Consider the following 25,548-nt stretch of genomic DNA (forward strand, 5'->3'; position numbering starts at 1 on the left):
TCAGAACAATCATGGTTCCGCTAAACGCTGGAACCCTTTCATGAGGCGGTGAACAGCTTCGGCGCCGTCTCTGGCAAGGTCGAATCGCTTGCCGAAAAGCAGCCAGTCCGAACACATTCCCTTGAGCAGCCAATAGAGCGCACCAAGTGCCGAATCTGCCGTCCAATTGTCATTGAACGCGCCTTCCGCCTGCGCCCGCTCGAAAGCGGCCTCGAGCCGCTCCTTGTGATAGCGATCCAGCTCTTCCTGTGCATGCAGCACGGGCGCAAATTCATCGGAATAATTGGTGCGCAGACTAATGGTCATGATGCGCTGGCGTTGCTCATCCTCGGCAAGAAGCTTCAGCCATTTACAGGCCGCCTCCTCTATCCTGTCCAAGAGCGCCGAGCCCTTGAGGCCGGGATCACCGAAATCCAGCAGGTCCGACTCGGGCAAGGCCACCGATTGATAGAGACCGATGAAGAGATCAGTCTTACTGGCGAAATGCCAGTAGATCGCTCCGCGGGTTACGCCGGCCGCTGCCGCCACCTCGTCCAGCGAGCTGTTGGCCACACCCTTTCTGAAGAACACCCGCTCGGCAGCGGCAAGGATCGCCTGACGCGTCTCTTCTGCCTCGGCCTTTGTTCGGCGCATGCTGATGTTTCCTTCCACTCGCGGCACGGCGCTTTCGCACCGTGCTTTCTGTTCAGTGCCAGTCTTTCCTTACGATGAATACATCTCCATCACGTTCGGAACGGCCTTACCTTCCGATTTTATTCCGCTGGCGATATGGCGTCAGCAGCAATCTTGTCGTCCTTCTTCCGATCCCCGAAAATCCTCATGACGAAGACGAAGAAAACGGGCACGAAGAAGATCGCAAGGATCGTCGCCGAGATCATGCCACCGAGAACACCGGTACCAATGGCGTTCTGGCTGGCCGCGCTCGCGCCCGAGGCGATCGCCATCGGCAGGACGCCGAGCGAGAAGGCAAGCGACGTCATCAGGATCGGCCGGAAGCGCAGGTGCGCAGCCTCCACCGTCGCATCGTAGGTCGACTTGCCTTCCGCCCGCAGATCCTTGGCGAATTCGATGATCAGGATCGCGTTTTTGGCGGACAGGCCGATGATGGCGACCAGCCCCACAAGGAAGTAGACGTCGTTGGGCATGCCGCGCAGCATCACAGCTGCTACCGAACCAATCACTCCAAGCGGGACGACCAGCATGACCGAAATCGGAATCGACCAGCTTTCGTAAAGGGCCGCCAAGAGCAGGAAGACGAACAGCACGCTGAGGCCGATCAGGGCTGGCGCCTGCGAGCCCGACTGGATTTCCTGCAGCGACTGGCCGGTCCACTCGAAACCGAAACCAGATGGCAGTTCCCGTGCCAGACGCTCCATCTCGGCGATCGCGTCGCCAGAGGAGTAACCCGGTGCGGATTGGCCACTGATGCGGATTGCGGGATAGCCGTTGTAGCCGACCACCTGCGAGGGACCGCGCACCCATTCCACCGAAGCGAACGAGCTGACCGGCACCATCCCGCCATTGGCATTGCGCACGTTGAGGTTCAGAAGATCCTCGGTCTTCATGCGCTGCCCCTGTTCGGCCTGCACCGTCACGCGCTGCATGCGGCCGGCATTGGGAAAGTCGTTAACGTAGGACGAACCCATATTGGCCGAAATAGTGGCGTTGATGTCGCTGAAGGTGACGCCGAATGTGTTGGCCTTTTCACGGTCGATGATGAGATTGACCTGCGCCGCATCCGGCATGCCTTCGATGCGAAGGCCGGCAAGGATGGGGCTCTTTCGCGCAGCAGCCATCAGTTGCGCGCCAGCTGCGCTGAGTGCCGTCTGCCCGGCGCCCGACCTGTCCTGAAGACGGAAAGTGAAGCCGCTGGAATTGCCAAGACCCTGAATCGGCGGTGGCGAAAGCGCAAAGGACATGGCGTCCGGAAGACCCCAGAGCTTGCCGTTAATCCGGGCGGAGATTGCCGCAGCGGAATCTTCCGGTCCACGTTCGCTCCAGTCCTTCAGGGTCGCAAAGGCAAGACCCGCATTCTGGCCGGAGCCGGAGAAGGAGAAGCCCGAAACCGCAATGACCCGTTCGACAGCCGGCTCTTCCATGAAGATCTTCTCGATCTGCTGGATGGATTGCAGTGTGCGCTCGGTGCTGGCCTCGGCCGGCGCCTGAATGTCGACAATCAGATAGCCCTGGTCCTCATTCGGCAGGAACGAGCTCGGCAACTGCATATAGGCCCAACCAAGACCGGCCAGCAGTGCCGCGTAGATGACCATGAACCGGCCCGACCGCTTGATGATGCCGCCGACCGATGACGAATATTTATGCGACGCCTTATCGAAGTTCCGGTTGAACCAGCCGAAGAAACCCCTCTTTTCGTGATGCCCCGCCTTGATTGGCTTCAGGAACGATGCGCAGAGCGCCGGCGTGAGCGACAGGGCGAGGAAGCCCGAGAACAGGATCGACACCACCATCGTCAGGCTGAACTGCTGGTAGATGATGCCGACCGCACCGGGGAAGAAGGCCATGGGCACGAACACCGCCGTCAGCACGAGTGTGATGCCGATGATCGCGCCCGAAATCTGGCCCATTGCCTTGCGGGTGGCTTCCTTCGGCGAGAGGTGCTCCTCCGCCATGATGCGCTCGACGTTCTCGACGACGACGATCGCGTCGTCCACCAGAATACCGATGGCAAGCACCATCGCAAACATCGTCAAAACGTTGATTGAGAAGCCCGAGACATACATGATGGCGCAGGTGCCGAGCAGCGCGACAGGCACCACCAATGTCGGAATGATCGTGTAGCGGATGTTCTGCAGGAAGACGAACATCACGATGAAGACGAGGATGATCGCCTCGATCAGCGTATGGATGACCTTCTCGATCGAAATCTTGACGAAGGGGCTGGTGTCATAGGGAATTTCGTATTCGATGCCCTGAGGGAAGTATTGCGACAGCTCCTCCATCGTGGCGCGCACACCTTCTGAGGTCTGCAGCGCGTTCCCCGTCGGCGACAGCTGGACGCCGATCGCCGCGCTCGGCTTGCCGTTGAGACGGCTCGAGAAGTTGTAGCTCTCGCCGCCCACTTCGACGCGCGCGACATCACGCAGCCGAACGGAAGACCCGTCGGGGTTGGCGCGCAGCACGATGGATCCGAACTCCTCCGGCGAGGTCAACTGTCCCTGGACGTTGACGGTTGCGGAAATCTGCTGGCCAACAGGGTTTGGCGATGCACCGATGCGGCCGGCCGCGACCTGCGAGTTCTGCGCCTGGATGGCGCTGATAACATCATTCGAGGTGAGGCTAAGGCCCAGCATCTTGTCCGGGTCCATCCAGATTCGCATGGAGCGCTGGGTAGCGAAAAGCTGCGCGCTGCCAACACCGGGCACACGGCGCAATTCACCCAGCACGTTGCGGCTCAGATAGTCACCAAGTCCGATGGCGTCGGTGTTGCCGTCAACGGAGGTCAGCGCGACCATCATTAGAAACGAGGTACCGGCCTGCTCGACACGCAGTCCCTGCTGCGTCACAGAGCGTGGCAGACGCGGCTCGACGCGCGCTATACGGTTTTGCACTTCCACCTGAGCTTCGCCGATATTGGTGCCGGGCTCGAACGTCACATTGATGGAAATCCGGCCGGACGATTCCGAGGTCGACTCGAAATAGATCAGACCGGGGACACCGTTCAGCTCTTCCTCGATTGGTCGCGTCACGCTCTGGTAGATGTCCTCAGGCGAAGCGCCGGGGTAAGAGGTCGAAACGGAAATCTGTGGCGGCGCAACATTCGGATATTGCGCAATCGGCAGCTTCGGAATGGCCAGCAGGCCCGCAAGCATGATGAAAATGGCGACGACCCAGGCAAAGATAGGCCGGTCAATGAAGAAACGTGCCATGAAATCGGTCCTTATTGCTTCTGAGCCGGCGCTGCACCCTCGGCAGCGACGACGGGCTCGGCGGACCACGCTTCAGGCTTTACCTTGGCGCCGGGAGCCGTCTTCTGGAAGCCTTCGGCAACAACCCGGTCTCCGTCCTTCAAGCCGTCGGAGATAACCCAGCGGTCGCCGATGGCGCGTCCGACGCTCACCCGGCGCTGTTCGACAGTGTCTTCGGCATTGACAACCAGCACGCTCGCCTGCCCGCCGGCGTCACGCTGCACGGCCTGCTGCGGCACGGCGAAAGCCGCCTTCTGAATGCCCTGCTGGATCTGAACGCGAACATACATGCCCGGCAGCAGATCGCCGTTCGGGTTGGGGAATTCGCCACGCAGCGTTACCTGACCGGTCGTTTCGTCCACAGCCGCTTCCGAGAACAACAGGCGACCGGGAACCGGGTAACGGCTGCCGTCATCGAACAACAGATTAACTTCCGCCTCATTGGGCCCTGTCATCAGCTGGCCGTCCTGAAGCGCCTTGCGCAGGCGAATGAGGTCGGCGGCCGGTTGGGTAAAGTCGGCATAGATTGGATCGAGCTGCTGGATCGTCGCCAGACTTTCCGAACCGGTAGCGCTCACAAGCGCACCTTCGGTGATGCGCGCGCGACCGATCACGCCGCTGATCGGCGCTTTCACATCGGCATATTGAAGGTTGAGCCGCGCTTCCGCGACACCGGCTTCAGCCACTGCGACCTCCGCATCGGCCTGGGCAAGCAGCGCGATGGCGTTGTCGAACTCCTGCTGCGAACCGACATTGGAACGGCGCAGCTGCTGCTGCCGGTCGGCCGTCTGACGCGCCTGAAGCTGGGCTGCCTGTGCCCTGCGCAATGTTCCCTCAGCGCTGTCAACGCGCACCTGGAATGGCGCGGGATCGATCCGGTAGAGAACGTCGCCTTCCTTCACGAGCGAGCCTTGTTCAAACACGCGCTCGACGATGATGCCAGACACCCGCGGACGAACTTCGGCAAGCCGTGTCGGGGCGATGCGGCCGGGCAACTCGTTCGTGATCGGCAGCTCTTCCGGCTTTACCGTCACGACCTTGACCGCAGCAGGCGGCGGAGCGCCGGGTGCAGCAGCCTGCTCGTCGCTACATCCGACAAGAACGATGCCCGTCAAGAACACCGCTACCATCTGCCCCAATCTTTTCGCCATACTGCGCTCCGAATCCATAAAATACGTCCTATTTACATACATACTAAGACGTATGTAAAACCCCGACAACACATTTGTTGCGTTGCAAAAAGGGTTTCACGCGCTTGTGAAGCTTGAATTGTAAGGAAGGCAGCGGCAACACGCGTCAAAGAGAGCACGCGACCACGGAGCGCCGGTCTGCTTGAATTTGAACCAGCCACCAGATGACGGAGATGAAGCGGACTATGCCGCCTTCGTCAGAGCTGACGCTTCAGGGAGCCCGGCTCCGTCTGCGCCCCGTCCGTCGTCTCGTCGCTATTGTCCGCGGAGCGGCTGCGAAGAGCAGCATAATAGGCGTTCTTATGCTCGTACATATTGATGTCCGCGCGGCGCACAAGCGATTCCATCGTTTCCCCGGCTTCACTCGTTGCCACACCCAGCGACAGGCTGAGGGGCGCGCTGGAATAGAACTGGTTGTTGATTTTCAGCAGCTCGTAAACGGTATCAACCATCGCTGCCGCCACCTGCTTGTCGGCGCCAGGCAGAAGAATGGCAAACTCATCGCCACCAATACGCGCGGCGTGGTTGGGTGCGGTAACGACGCCGTTCAACACCTCTCCCATGCGCCGCAGCAGCGCATCACCGGCATCGTGACCCAGCTTGTCGTTGGCGTCCTTCAGCCCGTTAAGGTCGATAACGATGGCGGATACGGGCCGGACCGTGCTGCGCTCCAGCCGATTCAGCTCGTCGGAATAGAAGGCGCGGTTGTGCAGCTTGGTCAGCACGTCGTGTTTGCCGAGGTATTCGAGATAGGCTTCCGCCTTCTTGCGCGCCGTGATGTCTGTCAGCGCTACCTGCACCAGAGACCAGTCTCGCTCGTGGCCCGGGAAGACCGAAAAATGCAGGAGAAGATGCCGCTCGGAACCATCGAGTGCGTAATTCACCACCTCGCGATGGTGGTTGAGATTGCCGTTCCAAAGCTCGATCAACTGTTCGCGGAACGGCTTTTCCATTTCGCCGCGAAAAATGTCGCCAAGCCGCTGCAACAGAACCTGCCGGTCCGGCGCGCAGAACAAATCCAGCGTTGCGCGGTTGACGTCAATGACGCGGATTTCGCTCATGCATTGCCGCACGAATTCAGGATGCACATCCATGAACACGCGGAAATCAACGATGCCGCGCTCTCGCACCTCTTCGATCAACCGGCGAACCCGGCTGAAATCTTCTACCCACAGGGAAACCGGCGAATGTTTGAACATGCCTTCGGCATAACGGCGGTTGAGAAGCTCCTTGCGCCGCGCTTCCTCCCGTTCCGTCACATCTTCGGTCGTCAGAAGCAGCCGATCGAGCGTTTCCTCATGTCCGGGAAGAACCGTGCCGCGCAGCTGAATATCGAGCCGCTTGCCGCCGATCGAGTAATTGACGGCGTTGCTGGTAAATTCAGTTTTGCCTGCCCAGAGCTCGGAAAGCTCGTTGATATGGCTTTCCAGCATGTCGTCGCGGAAAATGCGATGCAGATTCTCGACCAGGTGCACCTGATCGCGCGCCTCGAACAACTCGAGCGTCCTGGCGTTGACCTTGATGACGCGGATTTTCTGCGAGCAGGCCGCTACCCGGGATAAATCTTCCAGAAGAAACGCCCTGATATCGTCCACGCCCTGCGACCGCCAGATATCGAACTGGCTTTTCACCGCGCTGAAGTCCTCTATCCACATCGCCACCGGGGCAAGAATGAAGATATTGGTATCGATCGTCTCACTCATGCGGGCATTCTTCTTGGGTAAATGCGGATGGAGGCCGAAAGGCCGCACGACGGTATGACTGACTGTGTCACCCGATTTATTAGGGTTATGAGATTGAACGCAAGCGTTTATCGCGCAAACCGCCGGATTGCGCGATAATTCCTCGGGCATGTGGCCGGGAAGCCGTTACCAAAGCTTCACGTGACGGTTGACGTCCTTGTAAAGCAGGTAACGGAAGCGGCCGGGTCCACCCGCATAACAAGCCTGCGGGCAATAGGCACGCAGCCACATGAAGTCGCCGGCCTGCACTTCCACCCAGTCCTCATTCAGACGGTAGACGGCCTTGCCTTCCAGCACATAGAGGCCATGCTCCATCACATGGGTCTCCATGAAGGGAATGGTCGCGCCCGGCTCGAAGGTGACGATGTTGAGATGCATGTCGTAACGGACGTCTTCCGGATCGATGAAACGGGTCGTCGCCCATTTCCCTTCCGTTTCAGGCATGGCCGACATGGCGACGTCGTCTTCATGCGAAAAGATTGCTGGCGGCGCCTCAAGGCCGTCCACTGCCTCGAATGCCTTGCGAACCCAGTGAAACTTGACTGGCGCGTGACCGGAATTCTTGATCTGCCAGCGCGCGCCCGCCGGCAGGTAGGCAAACGAGCCTTCCCGCAACGCGTGCTGCTCACCCTCAAATTCGATGGACATTTCACCGTCGACGACGAAGATCGCGGCTTGAGCCCTTGCGTCCGGCTCCGGCCGTTCGCTGCCGCCACCTGGCTGGATTTCGACGATATATTGCGCGAAAGTCTCGGAAAAACCTGTCATCGGGCGCGCGATGATCCAGGCTCGCGTGCCCGTCCAGTGCGGCAGCACACTCGTCACGATATCGGACATGACGGTTTTGGGAATGACCGCGTAGGCGGTCTTGAACACCGCCTTGCTCGACAAAAGTTCCGTCTGTCCCGGCAGACCACCCATATCCGAATAATATCTCTTCATTTCAGCCATTCCATTCTGCAACGCATTCGGCGCGGATTCTTACGGCCGCGCCGAGGTTTAAGCAAATGGTTATTGGCCAGAAAAGACCGGTTGGAAGACCGTCACACCTTCTTGCGCATAGTCGCATAAACGATGTTGTGATTTTCGCCGAAGAACACGTCAGCCTCTATGGAGGAGGGTTCGGCGCTGGCGTTGACGATCCGCCACATATCCGCTTTCGAGCGCAGCAGCAGCGCCCAGTTCATGAAGGTCTCCATATAACCGTCGACAACGATGTCTTCCGAGAAATTGGCGAAGAGGAACATTCCGCCGGGCTTCAACATCTCCATGCAGCGGCGCGTCAGTTTGATGGCGACCCTGTCATTCAGATAATCGTAGAGGCCGGCGGCATAGATCAGATCAAAGCTGCCAAGCGCCTGTGTGCGAAGGACGATATCACGCACGGAGCCATCGATGGCCTCAATGCACGTGCCGTTGAAATCGCGGGCGACGGAACCGACACTCAAGGGGTCCTGATCGAGCGCCACCCAGCGCTTGATTCCCGCCTCTTTCAACGCGACGGACGCGTCTGCCTCGCGCAGGTGCCCGGACGCAATGGTCAATATTTCGGTTTCCTTGCCATGCTGCGCTGCGGCCTCGTCAACGAACCTGGTCAGCAGATCGCGCCGCTCGCGAACCGCGACAGAGGAACTGGCGTCTTTCGTGTAATTGTAAAGCGCAGCACCAAGCGGGCTGGCCTTATTGACCAGATCCGCAACGCTGGCGTGACCATAAATGAAATCGAGCAACTGCGCGTCGCCGGAATAGCCGCGCGGTTTTTCGAAAGACCAGCGCGTGAACGGATCCTCCAGGAACCTGGCCGAGACCGGGTGATTCTGCACCAGTGGGATCAGTTCAGCCCACACGCTTGAGTGGAGCTTCTCTCTCAAACCATGCAGTGCTCCAGCCGTTCGATGTATTATCTCATGCGCTAAAATACCGTTGTCGAATTGCTGTTGTGCCAATTCGAGAATGAGCGCCGTTTCTGCTTTCGCAATGGCAAACTGCTCATCGAACGTTTCCGTTCTGCGCGCAAAAACCTCTTTTGCGACAGTATCCGGGGTGATCAAACTTGCTCCGTCCAGACTTTTCTTCTTTACCCGCACCACATCAGCCTCCAGTATTAACACATTGTTAACTATACGTTTCTGGGAACTGGAAGGCCACTCGCTTTCGAATTTTCGGCGGTGTAGGGATAGATTAGTAAATTAGCGTATTTTTTTGGTCACACTCACGATGACGGGAGAAAGCAGATACGCAATTTAGTGAAACTTAATGCTGCGAACATATGATGCGTTCTTCCTTTCCTTGGTCTCGGTCGACATCGGCAGAGATCGGCGGAAACCCGCAGTGGGTGCAAAAGCACACGGAAAAGTGGAATAAGCAGTTACTTGATAAAGTAGACGCAACACTATGGGAAAGTGCATGAAGCACACAGTGGGAGAGGTGAGTGAACGGCAAGACTATCGGCGGCCGGACTCCCGGTTTTCTGATGAACTTCTTGCCCTCTACCAGCAGGAAGGTGAGCGCAGCCGCCGCGGTTCCATCCGCCGGGGTCTCTGGACCGCTGTTTTCATCTATCTGTTGTTTGCCGCTTCAGACATCGTTCTGATACCGGACGTCGCCTTCCAGACAATTCTGGCGCGATGGATCGTCGTGTTGTCGTGTCTTCTCACTCTCGAGGTCCAACTAAGCCGGGGTGCCAGCACCGCGGCACTCGATCTTACCTGCGCTGCGGCGCTGGTGATGGGCTATATTGGATGGCTCGTCCCTGCCCTCATGACCGACAAGATCGAAAACATGTCCTATTACATGGTTTTCGGGGCTATCTTCATGATGGGCGCCAATCTGTTCTTCACCTTTCGGTTTCACCTGTCCCTGATCTCCTCTGGCATTATCCTCGCCACCTACTTTCTGGCAGCGATGCAGTTTCCGGAGGATTCCTTTTACAAATTCGCCTTCGGTACGTTTTACATTTCCTGTTTTGTCTTCACGTCCTACGTAAACTGGAATCTCAACCGGGAGCGCTACCAGGTCTTCGTCAACGCCCTTGAGGCCAAGGCGCAGCAGAGGGCGGCGGATGAGCGCGGGCAGGCCCTGCTGCGGCTTTCCAACACCGATTCCCTGACCGGCCTGCAAAACCGACGCGCGATCGACCATCAACTGCGCCTGCTCTGGGATAATTGGAGCAAGAAGGGAGAAGGCTTCGCCGTCCTCCTGATCGATGTCGACTTCTTCAAGAAGTACAATGACCGTTACGGTCACCAGGAAGGCGACAAATGCCTCATTACCGTTGGCAACGCTCTCCAGGACGCGATCAGCGAACACAGGGCCTCTATCGGTCGCTATGGCGGCGAGGAATTTATCGTCCTTGCGCCATTCAAATCCAGGCAGCAAGTGGGCGAGCTTGCCGAAACGATCCGTCACACCGTCGAAAGCCTGTCGCTCGCGCATGACCAGCGCCGCGACGGAACCTTCATCGTCACCGTGAGCATCGGCGCGTCCTTCACCCGCGCCAACCCCGATGGAAAGCTGGAAAAGATCATCAACGAGGCCGACCGCGCGCTCTATATCGCCAAGGGCAACGGCCGCAACTGCATGAAACTGTTCGATCCGGCCGATCCGCAAACCAGTGACGAGACCGAGAATATTGCCGCCCTTCTGAAAATTGCTGTCGCGGAGGATCTCGTTTCACTTGTGTATCAGCCGATACTCAATGTTTCGACCAACCAGACCGAGGGCGTCGAGGCGTTAATGCGCCTCCGCTTGTTGGACGGCAGCCCCGTGGCACCCGGCATCTTCATTCCGATAGCCGAGCGGACCGGCACGATCATGGAACTTGGTCTGTGGACCATCAAGGCGGCCTGCAAACAGCTTCTGGCCGATGATCGCGTATCCGTCGTCAGCGTCAACGTTTCGCCGATGCAGTTGAAAAATCCCGGATTCGCCACGTCCGTAGCGGCCATTCTGGTAGAGGCAGGTATCGCCGGAAACCGACTCGCTTTTGAAATCACCGAAGGCGTCGACATGGAAATGCATTCGGACGTGCTTCGCTGCCTGAATGACCTCAAGACGCTCGGTATTAACATCTGGCTGGACGATTTCGGAACCGGTTTTGCCGGCCTTTCATGGCTGCGCATGACAGAATTCGATACCGTGAAAATCGACCGCTCGTTCCTGCACGACAGCATGACCCCGCGCGGACGGGCGATGCTGCAGGATATGATCCGCCTCATTCGCAATCGCGGGCACAAGATCCTGATGGAAGGTGTCGAGACCGAAGAGCAGCTGAGACTGGTGCGGCAGATGGAGATTGATTACGCGCAGGGTTACTATATCGGACGCCCGGTCGCTGCGGAGCGCTTGGGCGCGAGCACAACACACTTTCCGCGTCCCATGATGATGCTTCGCCCCGCCTAGCTGATCGCAAGCTGTGGAAGCCTATCGCGACAAGATGAATTACTGATAGGCGGGCGGATCGACCGAAAATTTCGCGGCGAGTTCCAGGAAAGCCGCGCGCGTCACAGGGTCGACAGGCGCGCCTTCTCTTTCCCGCTTAGCGGCCACTGCCCACTCCCGGTCACCCGGCGCCATGACCTTGCAGTCTTCGCGCACGGGAGACTCGCGAAGAACGTCAAGATAACGTTTCATGCCGGCATCGAATGTCCCGCGCTCCACGAAAGCTTCCGGCTTCAGCGCAAGAACGAAGGCGCCAAGCCCCCGCGGCGTGGAAAAATCGGGGCCGCCCATCGGCGCTATGTCGAAGCTGAGTTTCATGCCTGAGAGGACGGCGCTGAAAATCTCCACCATCCCCGCAAGCGCAGCACCCTTGAAGCCGAACTCACCGCCTAATGGCGCCAGCATCTCCGCGGCGTTGGGATCGCGGCTGTCAACGCCGTCTCCATCGGAGGCGACTCCTTGGGGTAATTGCTGGCCAAGGCTTCGGTAAAGCAAAACGCGGTTATAGGGCACCGCACTGGTCGCCATGTCCAGCAGCCAGGGCATGTCGTCTTCAACAGGCACGCCGACAGCAATCGGGTTGGTGCCGTGGAAACGCATGGCGCCGTCATGAAGGCGCACGAAACTATCGGAGTTGCAGAACGCAAGGCCGATATATCCCTGTCGAGCGGCTTCCAAGGCATAAGCACCGGCAGGTCCGAAGTGCGACGAGTTCCGGATGGCCACCGCCCCGATGCCGAAGTTTTCCGCCAGCGCCATGGCTCTTTCCATCCCGGCATAGGTGGCACGGGCACCGTGCGCGTTGTCAGCGTCGATAGTTTCAACTGCGCCGAAGCCGGAAACGCGGCTGATCTGTGGCCGCCCATTGAGCCGGCCACCTTCGAGACCGGTGACATAGTGGGCGAGAAGGCGAACGCCGTGGCTGTCCACACCGAGCCTTGTGCCATGCATCATGGCGCGCGTTGCCGCATCGGCCGTCTCGTCATCAGTGCCTGCGGCGAGGAAAACGGCGCGGCAAAACCGCTCCAGTTCGTCCAGCCTTGCAAGAACGGTCGCTTTTTCATTGCCTTGCGCCATGAGGGAATCTCCCAATTCCAGAATAGACGCTGCACAAGCTATTCAAGGGTCGCGGTTTTGCAATGCATTTCCGCGCCTCGAATGCTCGATCAGTCTTCCGATCCCATGGCATCATAAGCAGGCCGTTCACCAACGATGATGGCGCGTTTGCCGACATGGTTAGCGGGTCCGACAATACCTTCCTGCTCCATGCGCTCGACCAGTGACGCGGCGCGATTGTAGCCGACAGATAGGCGGCGCTGGATGTAGGAGGTCGAGCACTTCTTGTCGCGCATTACCACCTTCACGGCTTTTTCGTAGAGGTCGTCGCTGTCGTCTTCGCCCATGGCGGACTTGTCGAAAACCGCTGTTTCCTCCTCCGCCTCTTCGTCGGCCTCATCGGCGTCTTCCGTGACAGTGCCGAGATATTCCGGACGCCCCTGCGTTTTCAGATGCGCAACGACCTTTTCCACTTCCTCATCGGAGACGAAAGGACCGTGAACACGGGCGATACGGCCGCCGCCCATCATGTGTAGCATGTCGCCCTGGCCGAGGAGGTGTTCCGCACCCTGTTCACCAAGGATGGTCCGGCTGTCGATCTTAGATGTCACCTGGAAGGAAATGCGCGTCGGGAAGTTCGCCTTGATCGTGCCGGTGATGACGTCGACCGAAGGACGCTGGGTTGCCATGATGAGGTGAATACCGGCAGCACGGGCCATCTGCGCAAGACGCTGGATCGCACCTTCGATCTCCTTGCCCGCCACCATCATCAGGTCGGCCATCTCGTCGACGATGACGACGATATAGGGCATGGCCGTGAGGTCCATTTCCTCCTGCTCGTAGACCGCCTCGCCGGTCGCACGGTCAAAACCGGTCTGGACATTGCAGAACACCGTCTCAGCCTTGGCGCGGGCGGCTGCTGCCCTTGCGTTGTAGCCGTCGATGTTGCGGACACCAAGACGCGACATCTTGCGATACCGGTCTTCCATTTCGCGCACGGCCCATTTCAGCGCCATGACCGCCTTTTTCGGATCCGTGACCACAGGCGTCAGAAGATGTGGGATGCCGTCATAGACGGAAAGCTCAAGCATCTTTGGATCAACCATGATCAGGCGGCATTCTTCCGGCTTCAGACGATAGAGCAGCGACAAGATCATGGTGTTGATGGCGACCGACTTGCCCGAACCGGTGGTGCCGGCAACAAGCAGGTGCGGCATCTTCGCCAGTTCAGCGATGACAGGTTCGCCACCGATTGTCTTGCCGAGGCAAAGCGCGAGTTTCTGACGCGTCTCGGCATAGTCGGTCGCCTCGATCAGTTCGCGCAGGTAAACAGTCTCACGCACCGGGTTCGGCAGCTCGATGCCGATGACATTACGGCCGGGCACGACGGCGACACGCGCCGACAGTGCCGACATGGAGCGGGCGATATCATCCGAAAGGCCGATGACCCGCGAGGATTTGACGCCAGGCGCCGGCTCGAATTCATAAAGCGTCACAACGGGACCGGGGCGAACATCGATGATCTCACCCTTGATGCCGAAATCCTCAAGAACGCTTTCCAGAAGTCCGGCGCTCTGTTCCAGCGCTTCCGGCGTCATCGTGGTCGTCTGCTGGACGCGCGCCTCCTGCAAGAGGTCGATCGAAGGATACTCATATTCGCCATCTGCGAAAACGGGGGCTTCGCGGAACATCGGCTGTGAGGCCTGAATGGGAGCGCGCGGCGTGAAGCGCGGCTCGACGGCGACTCTCTCGGCCGGCATGACTTGCTCGACAGGCCTTTGCGGCTCGACAACAGTCGCAACTTCCGTAGCTGGCGCCGGCAAGACTTCCTGTTCCGCGACCGGCACGATGGCAGGCGCGACGGACTGGCGAACGCCAATCTCACGGTATAGCCGAATGGCCGAACCGCCCGGCACATTGACAACAGGCGGCTCAGCCGAGAGCACGATAGCGGCGGCCGGGGATGACAAAATGGTGTTCGGCGCAGCGCTGGCAGGTGCCGTGACAACCGAGTTTGCCAGAACCTCGCGCGCGGACGCAACGATGCCCTCGCCGGCACTGCCTGGCAGATCGAGCGTCATCACTTCCCAGAAAAGCTCATCCGGCAGATGGGCGGCGAAAGCTGGAATCACCACCTGCGGCACGGGAGGCAGCATCGCCTCAACAGCCGGCGCAACGGAGGCTGCCTCAACTGGAGAGACCGACGGCTGCGCAGACTTTACTACGGTCGCGTACATATCGCTCGGCACCGGCGTCATTGTTGCGGCCGCGGCCTCTTCGGCCTGCTTGCGGGCAAGCTCAAGCCGCAGTTTATAGGTCAGCGCCCTTGCGCCCCGGGCATCCGGCGGCTGCGGCAGAAATGGCATGCGTGGCGGCGGCAGACGTTGCTCTGCCGGCCTTACCGTGACTTCGCTGACAGGAGCACAATGCGGCTCCACTGACTGCTGCTGCGTTACCGGCTCCGAGTCTACCGGCGCAAGCGACGCAACAGGCAGCTCCTCCTCAGGCAGATTGGGGGTCTCCACCGGCATACGTCGATTGAACGCGCTCTCGGGCGTGCGGGTGAAACGGACATTAGGACCGAGCACGAAAGCATTCTGCCAGCCAGGCATTTCAGCGCGGCCTTCAATGGCATCGGCAGCACTGATATCGGCGTTGGGCCGAGACGCAGCACTCGCCTTCACTGTGGCCGACGGCTGACCGGCAACCATCTGGCCGCCGGCATGACGAGCCTTTTCGCTCCCCTCCCCTACGCTATTGGACGAATTCTGGAATCTGGATCGGGAGAAACTCATGGCAGCGTGCACACTCATCATAAACGTACATATTTCGGTCTCCCTGAAATAAAAAATAAAGGTTAATTACCCCTTTCCAAACGGGACGGCGGCGGCAATTTTTCGAGCCGGCCACGAGGTGCTGAGAGAACCCGCGCCGAAGGAAGACTCCAATCACCTTATTGATTTTGTTGTATAAAAATCGGGTTTTTTACGCCATTTAAGAGGCAGAGAAGCAAGCATGGAAAAGCGCCTTGGGTCCGTGAGGCATATTGTTTCCGCAAAGGCGCGCGCAACGTAAAATCATTGCCGTAAAGCCAGTGAATTAACGTGGACACTGCCGGCATTACAGCCTTAAGATCGGTCGGCCGCGGCCCCATCAAAAGATCCGCTCAGCCCCATTTCCGGAGTGAACCATGTCACCTGTCCAACTCTCCCGCCGTTCGTTGCTCAAGACCTCGGTTTTTCTGGCCGCGACAACGGGGCTGGCAGGCATTGCCGCCGCGCAGCAGGCGACACCTGGAGGAAGGTTGATCGTAGCAGCCGATTCGGAGCCGAAAAATCTCAATCCGGCAATCGTCGCCTCCAACGGTGTATTCTACATTGCCAGCAAGATCATAGAGCCATTGGCGGAAGCTTCTTTTAGCGGCAAGGATGGGCTGGAGCCACGCCTTGCGACCGAATGGCAGGGATCGGACGATGGCTTGAGCGCCACCTTCAAGTTGCGTGAAGGCGTGACCTGGCATGACGGCAAGCCGTTCACCTCTGCGGATGTTGCCTTTTCGGCGCTGTCGGTCTGGAAACCGCTGCAGAACCTGGGACGGCTGGTCTTTGCCAATCTGGAGAAGGTGGAGACGCCGGACGATCACACGGCGATCTTCCGCTTTTCAAAGCCGACGCCGTTCCAGCTGATCCGCAACGCGTTGCCGGTCGTCACCAGCGTCGTACCGAAACATCTTTATGACGGCACGGATATCGCTACCAATCCCGCCAATACCAAACCAGTCGGCACCGGACCTTTCGTCTTTACCGAATACAAGCCTGGCGAATATTATCGTCTCACTCGCAATGCGAATTACTGGGGTAAGGATCAGCCGCACCTCGAGGAGGTCATCTATCGCGTCCTGCCGGACAGGGCGGGAGCTGCTTCCGCGCTGGAGGCGGAGGAAATCCAGCTCGCGGCCTTCTCCGCCGTTCCCCTGGCCGACCTCGCCCGCATCTCGAAGGTCGAGGGTATCAAGGTGATCGCCGATGGATACGAGGCCCTCACCTATCAGCTGGCGGTCGAAATCAACCATCGCCGCAAGGAATTGGCAGACCTCAACGTCAGACAAGCCATCGCCCACGCCATCGACAAGAAATTCGTGATCGACAAGGTCTTCCTCGGCTACGCGACGGCATCGACGGGCCCTGTACCGAAGAATGCGCCGGAATTCTATACAGGTGACGTCGAGACCTATGATTTCGATGTTGCCAAAGCGAACGCTCTGCTTGACGAGGCGGGATATGCGCGGGGGCCGGATGGCAAGCGCTTTTCCTTGAAGCTTCTGCCCGCGCCGTATTTCAACGAAACCAAACAGTTCGGTTCGTATCTTCGCCAGGCGCTTCAGGAAATCGGCATTGATGCTGAACTTGTCAACAATGATGCGGCGGCCCACCAGAAAGCGGTTTATACCGACCACGCCTTCGATCTCGCCGTCGCACCGCCGGTCTTCCGCGGCGATCCGGCAATTTCCACCACCATCCTGGTGCGCTCCGGCATTCCGGCAGGCGTCGGATTCTCCAACCAGGGCGGTTACGAGAACAAGACGCTCGATGAACTCATCGACCGGGCAGCCGCAACGGTGGATGCCACGACACGCACCGCGCTTTACAAGGATTTCCAGAAGCAGGTTGCGGCCGATCTGCCGCTGATCAACGTCGCCGAATGGGGCTTTATCACCGTCGCACGCGACACGGTGAAACAGATCGCCACCAACCCGCGCTGGGCCGTTTCAAACTGGGCGGATACGGCGGTCGAAAGCTGAGGAACAGGGGTGAAGCGTGCCATAAGAATGCTGAGGAGAAGGGCAGTAAGCGCCATTCCGGTGCTGCTTATTGTTCTGGTCTTCACCTTCGTTCTGCTTGAAAATGCATCCGGGGACGCTGTTGATGCCTATCTCGTCTCGATCGGCGGTGGCGATGCCGAGCTGAGGGATGTGCTGCGCGAGCAATATGGTCTGAACGGATCGGTCCTCGCACGTTTTTGGCTCTATGCCAGTTCGGTCCTGAGGCTCGACTTCGGTTGGTCGCTCGCCTTCGAACGACCGGTGTTAGGGTTGATCCTCGAGCGTCTCCCAAACACCCTTCTCCTGATGGGAAGCGCCACGACACTTGCCTTCATCCTGGGCACCGGTCTCGGCATCGTGGCGGGTGCGCGCCCCGGCGGAACGGTAGACCGCGTGCTATCAACCCTGTCGCTTGCCCTATACGCCACGCCCGGCTTCTGGCTTGGCCTCGTCTTCGCGATCGTTTTTGCGGTCCAGCTTAAATGGCTGCCGACGTCAGGCATTGAAACCATCGCCTCGGGCAAGCAGGGACTGGCGCGCGCGTTGGACATCGCGCGGCATCTCGTGTTGCCCGTTGCCAGTCTCGGGCTTATTTATCTCGCACTTTTTCTTCGCGTCATGCGCACCGCCATGGCCGCTGTCTGGCCACTGGATTTCGTACTTTTTGCCCGATCCAAGGGGCTTTCCAGACGACGCATCGTGCTGCGCCATGTCGCGCGCAACGCTGCCCTGCCGCTGATCACGGTGCTTGGTCTGCAGGCCGCCACGATGCTCGGCGGCAGCGTGGTGATCGAGAGCGTTTTTGCCATTCCCGGTTTTGGCCGGCTAGCGCAGGAAGCTGTCAGTGGACGCGACACGCCGCTCCTGATGGGCATTATTTTGACAAGCGCTGTTTTCGTCATTGTCATCAATCTCGTCGTTGACATTCTCTACGCCGTTCTTGATCCGCGCATCGGCAGCGGGGAGCAACAGGCATGAGTTTCGCTCTCCGGCTTTTGCGCAGTTTAGAAGGAGCAACTGGCGCCATTGTTCTGGTATTGCTTTCCGTGATGGCGCTCGCTGCCCCCTTCGTTTTCCCGGGCGATCCCTTGGCGATCGTCGGCGATCCGCTGATTGCGCCTTTCACCAATACAGCCCTTCCGCTGGGGACAGACCGGCTGGGCCGAGATGTGCTGGCCGAACTCATCCACGGAGCGCAGGCCTCTATTCTCGTTGGCATCGGCGCCGCCGCTGCGGCGCTGATCGTCGGCACCTTTATCGGAACCATTGCCGGTTTCGCCGGCGGGTTGGTGGACGAGGCGTTGATGCGGCTCACGGATGCATTTCAGATCGTGCCCAATTTCCTGCTTGCGCTCGCCTTTGTCAGTACCATTGGCCCTTCCATGCCTGTTGTCATTCTGGCAATTGCGCTTGGCGCGTGGGCCGATCCGGCGCGGCTGATGCGGGCACAGGTCTTGAGTATCCGCGAGCGTGACTATGTGCAATCCGCCCGCGCCATCGGCATGCATCCGTTGGAAATAGCCTTCCGGCAAATCTTGCCGAATGCGCTGCCGCCCGTCATGGCTCTCGCCGCCATCATTGTCGCTGCCGCCATCCTCACAGAAGCAGCCCTTTCTTTCCTTGGGCTTGGGGACCCTAATATCGTCACCTGGGGTTCGATGATTGCGGAAGGACGCAACGTCCTGCGTTCGGCCGCCTTCCTGTCTGTAATTCCCGGTCTCGGGTTACTCGTTACGGTTCTCGGCGTCTATCTCCTTGGCGAGGGCATCAACAGGGCGATGGCGACAGGGAGGCAGGACCATGACCGGTAACGCTCTGTGCCGCATCGACGATCTCAGCGTTCACTACAGGCCGGGTCAGGCTCCCGCTTTGCTGAATGTTTCACTGACCATCCGCCAAGGGCAACGGCTGGCGATCATCGGAGAAAGCGGCTCGGGGAAATCCACGCTTGGCAAAGCCGTTGCCGGGCTTCTTCCCGGTAACGCACGGGTTACCGGCGACATTTCCTGGAGCCGCGACAGCGGCCTGTTTCAGGGCCGGCCAAAGCCGGGGCGCGATATCGGCACGATCTTTCAGGATACCGGCGCGACGCTTAATCCGGTTCTCACAATAGCGGAACAGGTGGCGGAAGGTGCCGTCCGGCATCTGGGCCTGTCCTGGCGGCAAGGCCAGGATCTCGCTCGCGACCTCTTGGAACGGGTTCGGCTGCCACATCCATCCCATCTTCTCAAAGCGTTCCCGCACCAGCTTTCCGGCGGCCAAAGGCAGCGTGTTGCGATTGCCGCCGCTATTGCCGCAAGCCCTTCCATTCTGATTGCCGACGAGGCAACGAGCGCACTGGATACGGTCAGTCAGGCCGCCATTGCCACGCTTCTTGACGATCTGGTGCGGCGGGAAAACAAAACGCTTGTGTTCATCACCCATGACATTGGCCTCGCGTCCAGTCTTGCCGACGAAATCGCAGTTTTACATTCCGGCCGGCTGGTTGAACACGGTCCGACGCGGCGGGTCCTGTCTGCACCCAGCCATGACTACACACGGGCGCTGCTTGCGGATTATCTGGACCTGTCCACTCCGCCGCTCATCAGCGAGGCTGCGTCATGAACGAGGCCCTTCTCAGCGTCGAAGGACTGTCGAAAACCTATCGCACCCCCGCCAGAACGGTGGCGGCACTTTCCGATATTTCTTTTTCGCTCCAGCCCGGGGAAACTCTGGGACTGGCCGGCCCCTCCGGCTGCGGGAAGTCGACACTGGCTCGCATTTTGATGCGGCTCATCCCCCCGATTCTGGGACAATCCGTTTCCAGAATCGCGACTGGCTCACGCTTGACGGGAGCGGGCTGCGTTCCGCCCGCCGGCACGTGCAGATGGTCTTTCAGGATACGCACGGCGCCTTCAATCCGCGCGCGCGTGTCGAGGATGCCATCGGTGAGCCGCTGCGCATTCATCGCCTCGTCAGACGGCGCGATCGCGCGGCGGAAATACGCCGTCTTCTGGACCGCGTTGGCCTGGCGGACATCGATGCCAGCCGCTCGATATTGGAGCTTTCCGGTGGGCAGAGGCAACGTGTTGCCATAGCGAGGGCCATTGCAGTCCGGCCGGCGGTGCTCATTCTTGACGAGGCCGTCTCTGCCCTCGACGTGTCAGTGCGCAGGCAAATCCTCGAGCTGCTGGTGGAAATCCAAAGGGATACCGCCGTGTCCTGCATTTTCGTCTCGCACGATCTCGCTGTGATACGCGCCGTCTGCCACCGCGTTGCCATCATGGAAGCCGGGCGGATCGTTGAAATTGGCACGACGCGCGACATCATCTCGGCACCGCAATCGTCGACAGCCAGAACATTGATTGACGCCGCACCGCGGCTGATCAGAACCAGGTAAGGAAGAGACATGCCCGCTCCGGATTACGCCTTGCTGCTTGACCCACCTGCTTTTCCCGCGGAGCGTTACGCGATCCTTGCCGACCGGCTCGCAGCCTTGATGGGCACGAAGAACGATGTCCTCCTTATACAGGCGGAAGCCGTGCTGGCGCTTGAGGCGGCGGCCACAAGCCTTGCCCGGCCCGGGCTGAGGGCGCTCAACATCGTCACGAGCCCCTACGGCGCCTGGTTCGGCGGCTGGCTCGCCAGGGGCGGCGCCAGCGTGCGAAATCTGACAGCCACTCCGGCAAAACCAGTAACGCTGGAGGAGGTTGAACAGGCGCTGTACGAGGCACCCGACTTTGATCTTCTCGCCGTCGTCCATGCGGAATCGGCAAGCGGCATTCTCAACCCTCTGCCAGCCATTACGGCACTCGCGCACGAACGCGGCATCGTCACTCTTGTCGATGCGGTCGCCTCCATTGGCGGGCACCCGCTGGACGTCGATCGGCTCGGTATCGACATTGCCGTCATTGGACCGCAGAAAGCACTGGCCGGGCCGGCCGGCGTGTCGGCTATTTCCGTCAGCGACAAGGCCTGGGGCCTTCTATCGCATGGGCAAGCGCCTGAAAATTCCATGCTTTCGCTTCTGGACCAGAAAAGGCTCTGGCTGGATGCCGGCCGCGGCGCGCTGCCCGGGACGCCGGCTCCACTGGAGTTTTATGCGCTGGAGGCAGCCCTTGATCGAATAGAGGCGGAAGGTTTGGCATCGGTGCTTCAACGCCACGAGATGGCGGCCGCAGCCACGCGCAACGGCATAAAGGCGCTCGGCATCAAAAACTGGGCCGACGAGGCGAAGGCGTCAGCGCTCGTTTCCACGGCAATTCTGCCTGATGGCGTCAACCTCAAGGCGCTGCTTGAAGCTGCATCCCGGAAAGATGGTGCTGACATCACCGCCGGTGTCGGCCCCGGCGCCGAGAGGTTGATAAGGCTCAACCACACCGGCCGGCGGGCGAACCGGCAGGCGGTCGAGGCAAACATCGAAGCATTCGCCAGCTCTTTAAAAGACCTAGGGTACGCCGCAGAAGCTTCCTCTACTCTCGAAGCAGTTGACACTGTCTACCTTGATGCTGGTTCGACCGGTGCCTGATGCTGCCAGGAAAAGATCGTTGCGGAAATTGTACGTCTTTTGAAACGTTGCTCACGACATTGTTGTTAAAAATAGTAGACAAATTCCTCCGTCAATCTTGACGAAATCATGGCAAAGCGCGAAACTTAACGCAGCGTTAACTTGCGTGAAGAAGGGAATGGCCATGGTAGCAGGGTTCAACATGCTCTCCTTTGACCTCTTTGGCATCGGCCGAAGAATGCCCCTCGTCAATGAGCGGGTGGAGACCGAATTTCAGGAAAAGACGCCGCGCCGGCCTGATGACGAGTCGCAGAACGACGACCGAGATCAAGAATATGAACTGTTTTTCTGGTCGCTTTATCCGGTGATCTAAAGCTTTCAAGGCGATATACTAAGGCGTTTACCCGGTGCAGAACGCCTGTTTTGATCCCACGAGACGGCGCATTATTCGTATTTTCAAAGTCAAAAAAGCGGCCCCGAGGAAACCTCGAGGCCGCTAATTTATTTTGGGCTGGTCAGTGGTTATCGCGCGGCAGACCCTTGGTCTGGGCGATACGCTGATATTTCACCGCCGGTTCGAGAACCGCGCCGGTTTCCATCTGGCTGACGATGCCGCGCTGAATTTCCTGCCATGGTGTCTGGTGGTCTGGGAACTTGTAGCCGCCCTCCGCATGCAGCGCCTCGTAGCGCTTTGCGAGTTCCTCGCCGGAAATCAGGATGTCCGCCTTGCCGCGGCCCACATCGATGCGGACGCGGTCGCCCGTCTGAAGAACGGCAAGGCCGCCGCCTGCAGCTGCTTCCGGGGAAGCGTTGAGGATAGACGGGCTGCCTGACGTGCCGGACTGGCGGCCATCACCGATGCAGGGCAGCGAACTGACACCTTGCTTCAGAAGATAATCCGGTGCGCGCATGTTCACGACTTCCGCGGCACCCGGATAACCGATGGGGCCTGCGCCGCGCATGAAGAGAACGGTGTTGGCGTCAATGCCGAGCGACGGATCGTCGATGCGGTGATGGTAATCTTCCGGACCATCGAACACCACGGCGCGGCCTTCGAAGGCCTCCGGATCGTCAGGATTGGAGAGATAACGGTTGCGGAACTCTTCCGAGATGACGCTTGTCTTCATGATGGCGGAGGAGAAGAGATTGCCGCGCAGCACGCGGAAGCCAGCGCGCTCCTTGAGCGGCTGCTCATAGGGGCGGATGACCTTTTCGTCTTCGATAATCGCGCCACGGCAGTTTTCGCCGATGGTCTTGCCGTTGACCGTCATGGCATCTTCCATGATCAGTCCCTGGTTCATCAGCTGGTTGACGACAGCGGGAACGCCGCCGGCGTGGTAGTAATCCTCGCCGAGATATTCACCAGCGGGCTGCAGGTTGACGAGCAGCGGCACGTCTTCACCATAGGTCTGCCAGTCGTCCACTGTCAGTTCGACGCCGACGTGGCGCGCGAGGCCGTTCAGATGGATCGGTGCGTTGGTGGAGCCACCAATCGCCGAGTTGACGCGGATGGCGTTGATAAACGCATCCTTGGTCATGATGTCTGATGGCTTCAGGTCTTCCTTGACCATTTCAACGATGCGCAGGCCGGTAAGGTAGGAGACTTCCTGACGGTCACGGTAAGGCGCGGGGATGGCGGCGGAGCCTGGAAGCTGCATGCCGAGCGCTTCGGCGAGCGAGTTCATGGTCGTTGCCGTACCCATGGTGTTGCAATAGCCGGTCGACGGAGCCGAAGAAGCGACGAGCTTGACGAAGCCCTGGTAATCGATCTCGCCCTTGGCCAGCAATTCGCGTGCCTTCCAGACGATGGTGCCGGAACCGGTGCGCTCGCCGCGGAACCAGCCGTTCAGCATGGGGCCGACGGAAAGAGCAATGGCCGGGATGTTGACGGTGGCCGCCGCCATAAGACAGGCAGGCGTGGTCTTGTCGCAGCCAATGGTCAGCACGACGCCATCGAGCGGATAGCCATAAAGCACTTCCACGAGGCCGAGGTAAGCCAGGTTGCGGTCGAGGCCGGCGGTCGGACGCTTGCCGGTTTCCTGAATCGGATGCACCGGAAACTCAATCGCGATGCCGCCGGCTTCACGGATACCTTCACGCAGGCGATTTGCGAGTTCGAGGTGGTGGCGGTTGCAAGGGGAAAGGTCAGAGCCCGTCTGTGCGATACCGATGATCGGGCGATCAGACTGAAGCTCGGCTTGGCTGAGACCAAAATTCATGTAGCGCTCGAGATAAAGCGCCGTCATGTCCGCGTTGGCGGGATTGTCGAACCAGGCGCGCGAACGCAGCTTGCCCTGAGTTGCAGGAAGATTATCAGATGTCGTCATGATGCGGGTCTCCAGCCGGAAGTGGCCAACGGTAAAATATTACGAAATGCGACAAGCTTATGTTGCGCGCAAGGAAAATGGAATCAGCGTTTCGGAGATCACGCATAACCGACAGTGCTGCGCCAGACGAGTGGCATCGAGCGGCACTTCGGCTTTAACCGAATATTTTTCGGCAGTTACGGCCATCGCGGGATTACGCAACGGAATCTCCCTCCCTCTTTTGCCGTTTAACTTCGACCCTAGGGGGCGAAATTCCGGCAAAAAATCATCTTCTTATTTGTATGACTATTAGATAGAACCACGCCCTGTCAAGCACTCGAATACCAGACCCAGCGGTAAGCGAGATCTTCCAAACCACAAATTGTGAATTATTTATCATATTGATTTAACACAATATATTCTCTCTTTCAGGGCGTGAAAGCCCATTCGAAACCTGAAATATACGAAAATGCCTCTTTTCAAGAGTATTACTATATGCTCATAGTGTCTGCGTCACGCTGACATCATCTCTGGGAGGAATAAGATGAGAAAAGCTCTCGCGACAGCTACTGTCGCCGTTTCGCTGTGCCTTGCATCAAGTGTTTCCGCAAAATCGCTGACCGTCGGCTTCTCGCAGATCGGTTCGGAATCGGGCTGGCGCGCCGCTGAAACCACCGTCACAAAACAGCAGGCCGAAAAGCGCGGCGTAACGCTGAAATTTGCCGACGCACAGCAGAAGCAGGAAAACCAGATCAAGGCCGTGCGCGGCTTTATCGCGCAGGGCGTCGACGCAATCCTGATTGCACCTGTGGTCGCCACGGGCTGGGATGCTGTCCTGAAGGAAGCCAAGGAAGAAAAAATCCCTGTCATCCTGCTCGACCGCCAGATCGAGGCTCCCGACGACCTTTACCTGACAGCCGTCACGTCCGATCAGGTTCATGAAGGCAAGGTTGCCGGCGACTGGTTGGTCAAGGATGTCGGCTCCAAGGATTGCAAGGTGGTGGAATTGCAGGGCACGACCGGCTCGTCGCCTGCCATAAACCGCAAGAAGGGCTTCGAAGAAGCCATTGCCTCGCACAAAAACATCAAGATCGCGCGCTCGCAGACGGGTGACTTCACCCGGACCAAGGGCAAGGAAGTGATGGAAAGCTTCATCAAGGCCGAGGGCGGCGGCAAGGATATCTGTGCCGTTTACGCCCATAATGATGACATGGCCGTTGGCGCAATCCAGGCCATCAAGGAAGCCGGTCTGAAGCCCGGAACCGACATCAAGGTCGTCTCCATCGACGCCGTGCCTGATATCTTCAAGGCCATGGCAGCCGGTGAAGCCAACGCCACCGTCGAACTGACGCCCGATATGGCAGGCCCAGCCTTCGACGCGCTCGAAGCCTACTTGAAGGACAAGAAAGAGCCGCCGAAGTGGATACAGACCGAATCCAAACTTTACACGGCATCTGATGACCCGATGAAGGTCTACGAGGCGAAGAAGGGTCTGGGTTACTAAGCCATTCTTCGGAGGAACGGCACATGACTGTGCCGTTTCTTTCTGCTGAAGAGAAGGAAACTTCTCCGATTTTTGT

Annotated in this window: 17 protein-coding genes and 1 pseudogene; 9 read left to right on the top strand and 9 right to left on the bottom strand. The window is 59.0% G+C overall.

What is annotated here, in order from left to right:
* Window positions 1-9: 9 nt before the first annotated feature.
* The 6 genes from AT6N2_RS14965 to AT6N2_RS14990 form a co-directional block, all read right to left on the bottom strand.
* Complete coding sequence (locus tag AT6N2_RS14965; RefSeq protein ID WP_209089988.1) at window positions 10-633, bottom strand: TetR family transcriptional regulator; 624 nt, start codon at window positions 631-633, stop codon at window positions 10-12.
* Window positions 634-752: 119 nt separating this feature from the next.
* Window positions 753-3,887: an efflux RND transporter permease subunit gene (locus AT6N2_RS14970; protein WP_209089992.1), complete on the bottom strand. Its 3,135-nt coding sequence runs from the start codon at window positions 3,885-3,887 to the stop codon at window positions 753-755.
* A gap of 11 nt (window positions 3,888-3,898) precedes the next feature.
* Window positions 3,899-5,077 carry an efflux RND transporter periplasmic adaptor subunit gene (locus tag AT6N2_RS14975; protein ID WP_077224906.1) on the bottom strand — a complete coding sequence of 393 codons (1,179 nt, stop codon included), beginning with the start codon at window positions 5,075-5,077 and terminating at the stop codon, window positions 3,899-3,901.
* A 236-nt stretch (window positions 5,078-5,313) separates the two neighbouring features.
* Complete coding sequence (locus AT6N2_RS14980) at window positions 5,314-6,819, bottom strand: sensor domain-containing diguanylate cyclase (RefSeq protein ID WP_209089994.1); 1,506 nt, start codon at window positions 6,817-6,819, stop codon at window positions 5,314-5,316.
* A 165-nt stretch (window positions 6,820-6,984) separates the two neighbouring features.
* Window positions 6,985-7,809, bottom strand: a complete 825-nt coding sequence (locus AT6N2_RS14985) for a bifunctional allantoicase/(S)-ureidoglycine aminohydrolase (protein ID WP_209089997.1) — start codon at window positions 7,807-7,809, stop codon at window positions 6,985-6,987.
* Between the two features lie 92 nt (window positions 7,810-7,901).
* The gene (locus AT6N2_RS14990) at window positions 7,902-8,948 is read right to left on the bottom strand and encodes a class I SAM-dependent methyltransferase (RefSeq protein WP_209089999.1); all 1,047 of its coding nucleotides are present in this window, start codon (window positions 8,946-8,948) and stop codon (window positions 7,902-7,904) included.
* A gap of 316 nt (window positions 8,949-9,264) precedes the next feature.
* Between AT6N2_RS14990 and AT6N2_RS14995 the strand changes: the two genes are divergently transcribed.
* Window positions 9,265-11,259 carry a putative bifunctional diguanylate cyclase/phosphodiesterase gene (locus tag AT6N2_RS14995; protein ID WP_209090002.1) on the top strand — a complete coding sequence of 665 codons (1,995 nt, stop codon included), beginning with the start codon at window positions 9,265-9,267 and terminating at the stop codon, window positions 11,257-11,259.
* Between the two features lie 39 nt (window positions 11,260-11,298).
* Here the strand turns inward: AT6N2_RS14995 and AT6N2_RS15000 are convergent, their stop codons facing one another.
* The gene (locus AT6N2_RS15000) at window positions 11,299-12,375 is read right to left on the bottom strand and encodes an Ldh family oxidoreductase (protein WP_209090005.1); all 1,077 of its coding nucleotides are present in this window, start codon (window positions 12,373-12,375) and stop codon (window positions 11,299-11,301) included.
* An 89-nt stretch (window positions 12,376-12,464) separates the two neighbouring features.
* Window positions 12,465-15,170 carry a DNA translocase FtsK gene (locus AT6N2_RS15005; protein WP_209090007.1) on the bottom strand — a complete coding sequence of 902 codons (2,706 nt, stop codon included), beginning with the start codon at window positions 15,168-15,170 and terminating at the stop codon, window positions 12,465-12,467.
* A 374-nt stretch (window positions 15,171-15,544) separates the two neighbouring features.
* On the opposite strand from AT6N2_RS15005, the gene AT6N2_RS15010 reads away from it, so the two are divergent.
* The 7 genes and pseudogenes from AT6N2_RS15010 to AT6N2_RS15040 all read left to right on the top strand — a co-directional run bounded on the left by AT6N2_RS15010 (window position 15,545) and on the right by AT6N2_RS15040 (window position 22,035).
* A complete protein-coding gene (locus tag AT6N2_RS15010; protein ID WP_209090010.1) occupies window positions 15,545-17,155 on the top strand; it encodes an ABC transporter substrate-binding protein in 1,611 nt (536 codons plus the stop codon).
* 27 nt (window positions 17,156-17,182) lie between these two features.
* On the top strand, window positions 17,183-18,154 hold the full coding sequence (locus AT6N2_RS15015; protein WP_425292754.1) for an ABC transporter permease: 972 nt from the start codon (window positions 17,183-17,185) through the stop codon (window positions 18,152-18,154).
* Window positions 18,151-18,987, top strand: a complete 837-nt coding sequence (locus tag AT6N2_RS15020) for an ABC transporter permease (protein WP_209090013.1) — start codon at window positions 18,151-18,153, stop codon at window positions 18,985-18,987. Before AT6N2_RS15015 ends, AT6N2_RS15020 begins: the two co-directional genes overlap by 4 nt.
* Window positions 18,977-19,780 carry an ABC transporter ATP-binding protein gene (locus tag AT6N2_RS15025; RefSeq protein ID WP_209090014.1) on the top strand — a complete coding sequence of 268 codons (804 nt, stop codon included), beginning with the start codon at window positions 18,977-18,979 and terminating at the stop codon, window positions 19,778-19,780. Before AT6N2_RS15020 ends, AT6N2_RS15025 begins: the two co-directional genes overlap by 11 nt.
* A pseudogene (locus tag AT6N2_RS15030) lies at window positions 19,777-20,555 on the top strand (ABC transporter ATP-binding protein). The gene AT6N2_RS15025 and the pseudogene AT6N2_RS15030 overlap by 4 nt, the downstream one beginning before the upstream one ends.
* A gap of 9 nt (window positions 20,556-20,564) precedes the next feature.
* Window positions 20,565-21,683, top strand: a complete 1,119-nt coding sequence (locus tag AT6N2_RS15035; RefSeq protein WP_209090015.1) for a pyridoxal-phosphate-dependent aminotransferase family protein — start codon at window positions 20,565-20,567, stop codon at window positions 21,681-21,683.
* Between the two features lie 157 nt (window positions 21,684-21,840).
* A complete protein-coding gene (locus tag AT6N2_RS15040; RefSeq protein ID WP_209090016.1) occupies window positions 21,841-22,035 on the top strand; it encodes a hypothetical protein in 195 nt (64 codons plus the stop codon).
* A 142-nt stretch (window positions 22,036-22,177) separates the two neighbouring features.
* Here AT6N2_RS15040 and AT6N2_RS15045 read toward each other — a convergent pair whose 3' ends face one another.
* A complete protein-coding gene (locus AT6N2_RS15045; protein ID WP_063949969.1) occupies window positions 22,178-23,989 on the bottom strand; it encodes an IlvD/Edd family dehydratase in 1,812 nt (603 codons plus the stop codon).
* 523 nt (window positions 23,990-24,512) lie between these two features.
* On the opposite strand from AT6N2_RS15045, the gene ytfQ reads away from it, so the two are divergent.
* Window positions 24,513-25,472 (top strand): galactofuranose ABC transporter, galactofuranose-binding protein YtfQ, encoded by a 960-nt coding sequence (gene ytfQ, locus AT6N2_RS15050; protein ID WP_063949970.1) that lies wholly within the window; start codon window positions 24,513-24,515, stop codon window positions 25,470-25,472.
* Window positions 25,473-25,548: the final 76 nt, after the last annotated feature.

It is taken from the genome of Agrobacterium tumefaciens (assembly GCF_017726655.1).
In the GTDB taxonomy this organism is placed as follows: domain Bacteria; phylum Pseudomonadota; class Alphaproteobacteria; order Rhizobiales; family Rhizobiaceae; genus Agrobacterium; species Agrobacterium tumefaciens_B.

Bases quoted from the DNA above. Each gene is read 5' to 3' on its own strand.
- AT6N2_RS14965 (WP_209089988.1), bottom strand. From the start codon at position 633: ATGCGCCGAACAAAGGCCGAGGCAGAAGAGACGCGTCAGGCGATCCTT.
- AT6N2_RS14970 (WP_209089992.1), bottom strand. From the start codon at position 3,887: ATGGCACGTTTCTTCATTGACCGGCCTATCTTTGCCTGGGTCGTCGCC.
- AT6N2_RS14975 (WP_077224906.1), bottom strand. From the start codon at position 5,077: ATGGCGAAAAGATTGGGGCAGATGGTAGCGGTGTTCTTGACGGGCATC.
- AT6N2_RS14980 (WP_209089994.1), bottom strand. From the start codon at position 6,819: ATGAGTGAGACGATCGATACCAATATCTTCATTCTTGCCCCGGTGGCG.
- AT6N2_RS14985 (WP_209089997.1), bottom strand. From the start codon at position 7,809: ATGGCTGAAATGAAGAGATATTATTCGGATATGGGTGGTCTGCCGGGA.
- AT6N2_RS14995 (WP_209090002.1), top strand. From the start codon at position 9,265: ATGAAGCACACAGTGGGAGAGGTGAGTGAACGGCAAGACTATCGGCGG.
- AT6N2_RS15000 (WP_209090005.1), bottom strand. From the start codon at position 12,375: ATGGCGCAAGGCAATGAAAAAGCGACCGTTCTTGCAAGGCTGGACGAA.
- AT6N2_RS15005 (WP_209090007.1), bottom strand. From the start codon at position 15,170: ATGATGAGTGTGCACGCTGCCATGAGTTTCTCCCGATCCAGATTCCAG.
- AT6N2_RS15010 (WP_209090010.1), top strand. From the start codon at position 15,545: ATGTCACCTGTCCAACTCTCCCGCCGTTCGTTGCTCAAGACCTCGGTT.
- AT6N2_RS15015 (WP_425292754.1), top strand. From the start codon at position 17,183: ATGCTGAGGAGAAGGGCAGTAAGCGCCATTCCGGTGCTGCTTATTGTT.
- AT6N2_RS15020 (WP_209090013.1), top strand. From the start codon at position 18,151: ATGAGTTTCGCTCTCCGGCTTTTGCGCAGTTTAGAAGGAGCAACTGGC.
- AT6N2_RS15025 (WP_209090014.1), top strand. From the start codon at position 18,977: ATGACCGGTAACGCTCTGTGCCGCATCGACGATCTCAGCGTTCACTAC.
- AT6N2_RS15035 (WP_209090015.1), top strand. From the start codon at position 20,565: ATGCCCGCTCCGGATTACGCCTTGCTGCTTGACCCACCTGCTTTTCCC.
- AT6N2_RS15040 (WP_209090016.1), top strand. From the start codon at position 21,841: ATGGCCATGGTAGCAGGGTTCAACATGCTCTCCTTTGACCTCTTTGGC.
- AT6N2_RS15045 (WP_063949969.1), bottom strand. From the start codon at position 23,989: ATGACGACATCTGATAATCTTCCTGCAACTCAGGGCAAGCTGCGTTCG.
- ytfQ (WP_063949970.1), top strand. From the start codon at position 24,513: ATGAGAAAAGCTCTCGCGACAGCTACTGTCGCCGTTTCGCTGTGCCTT.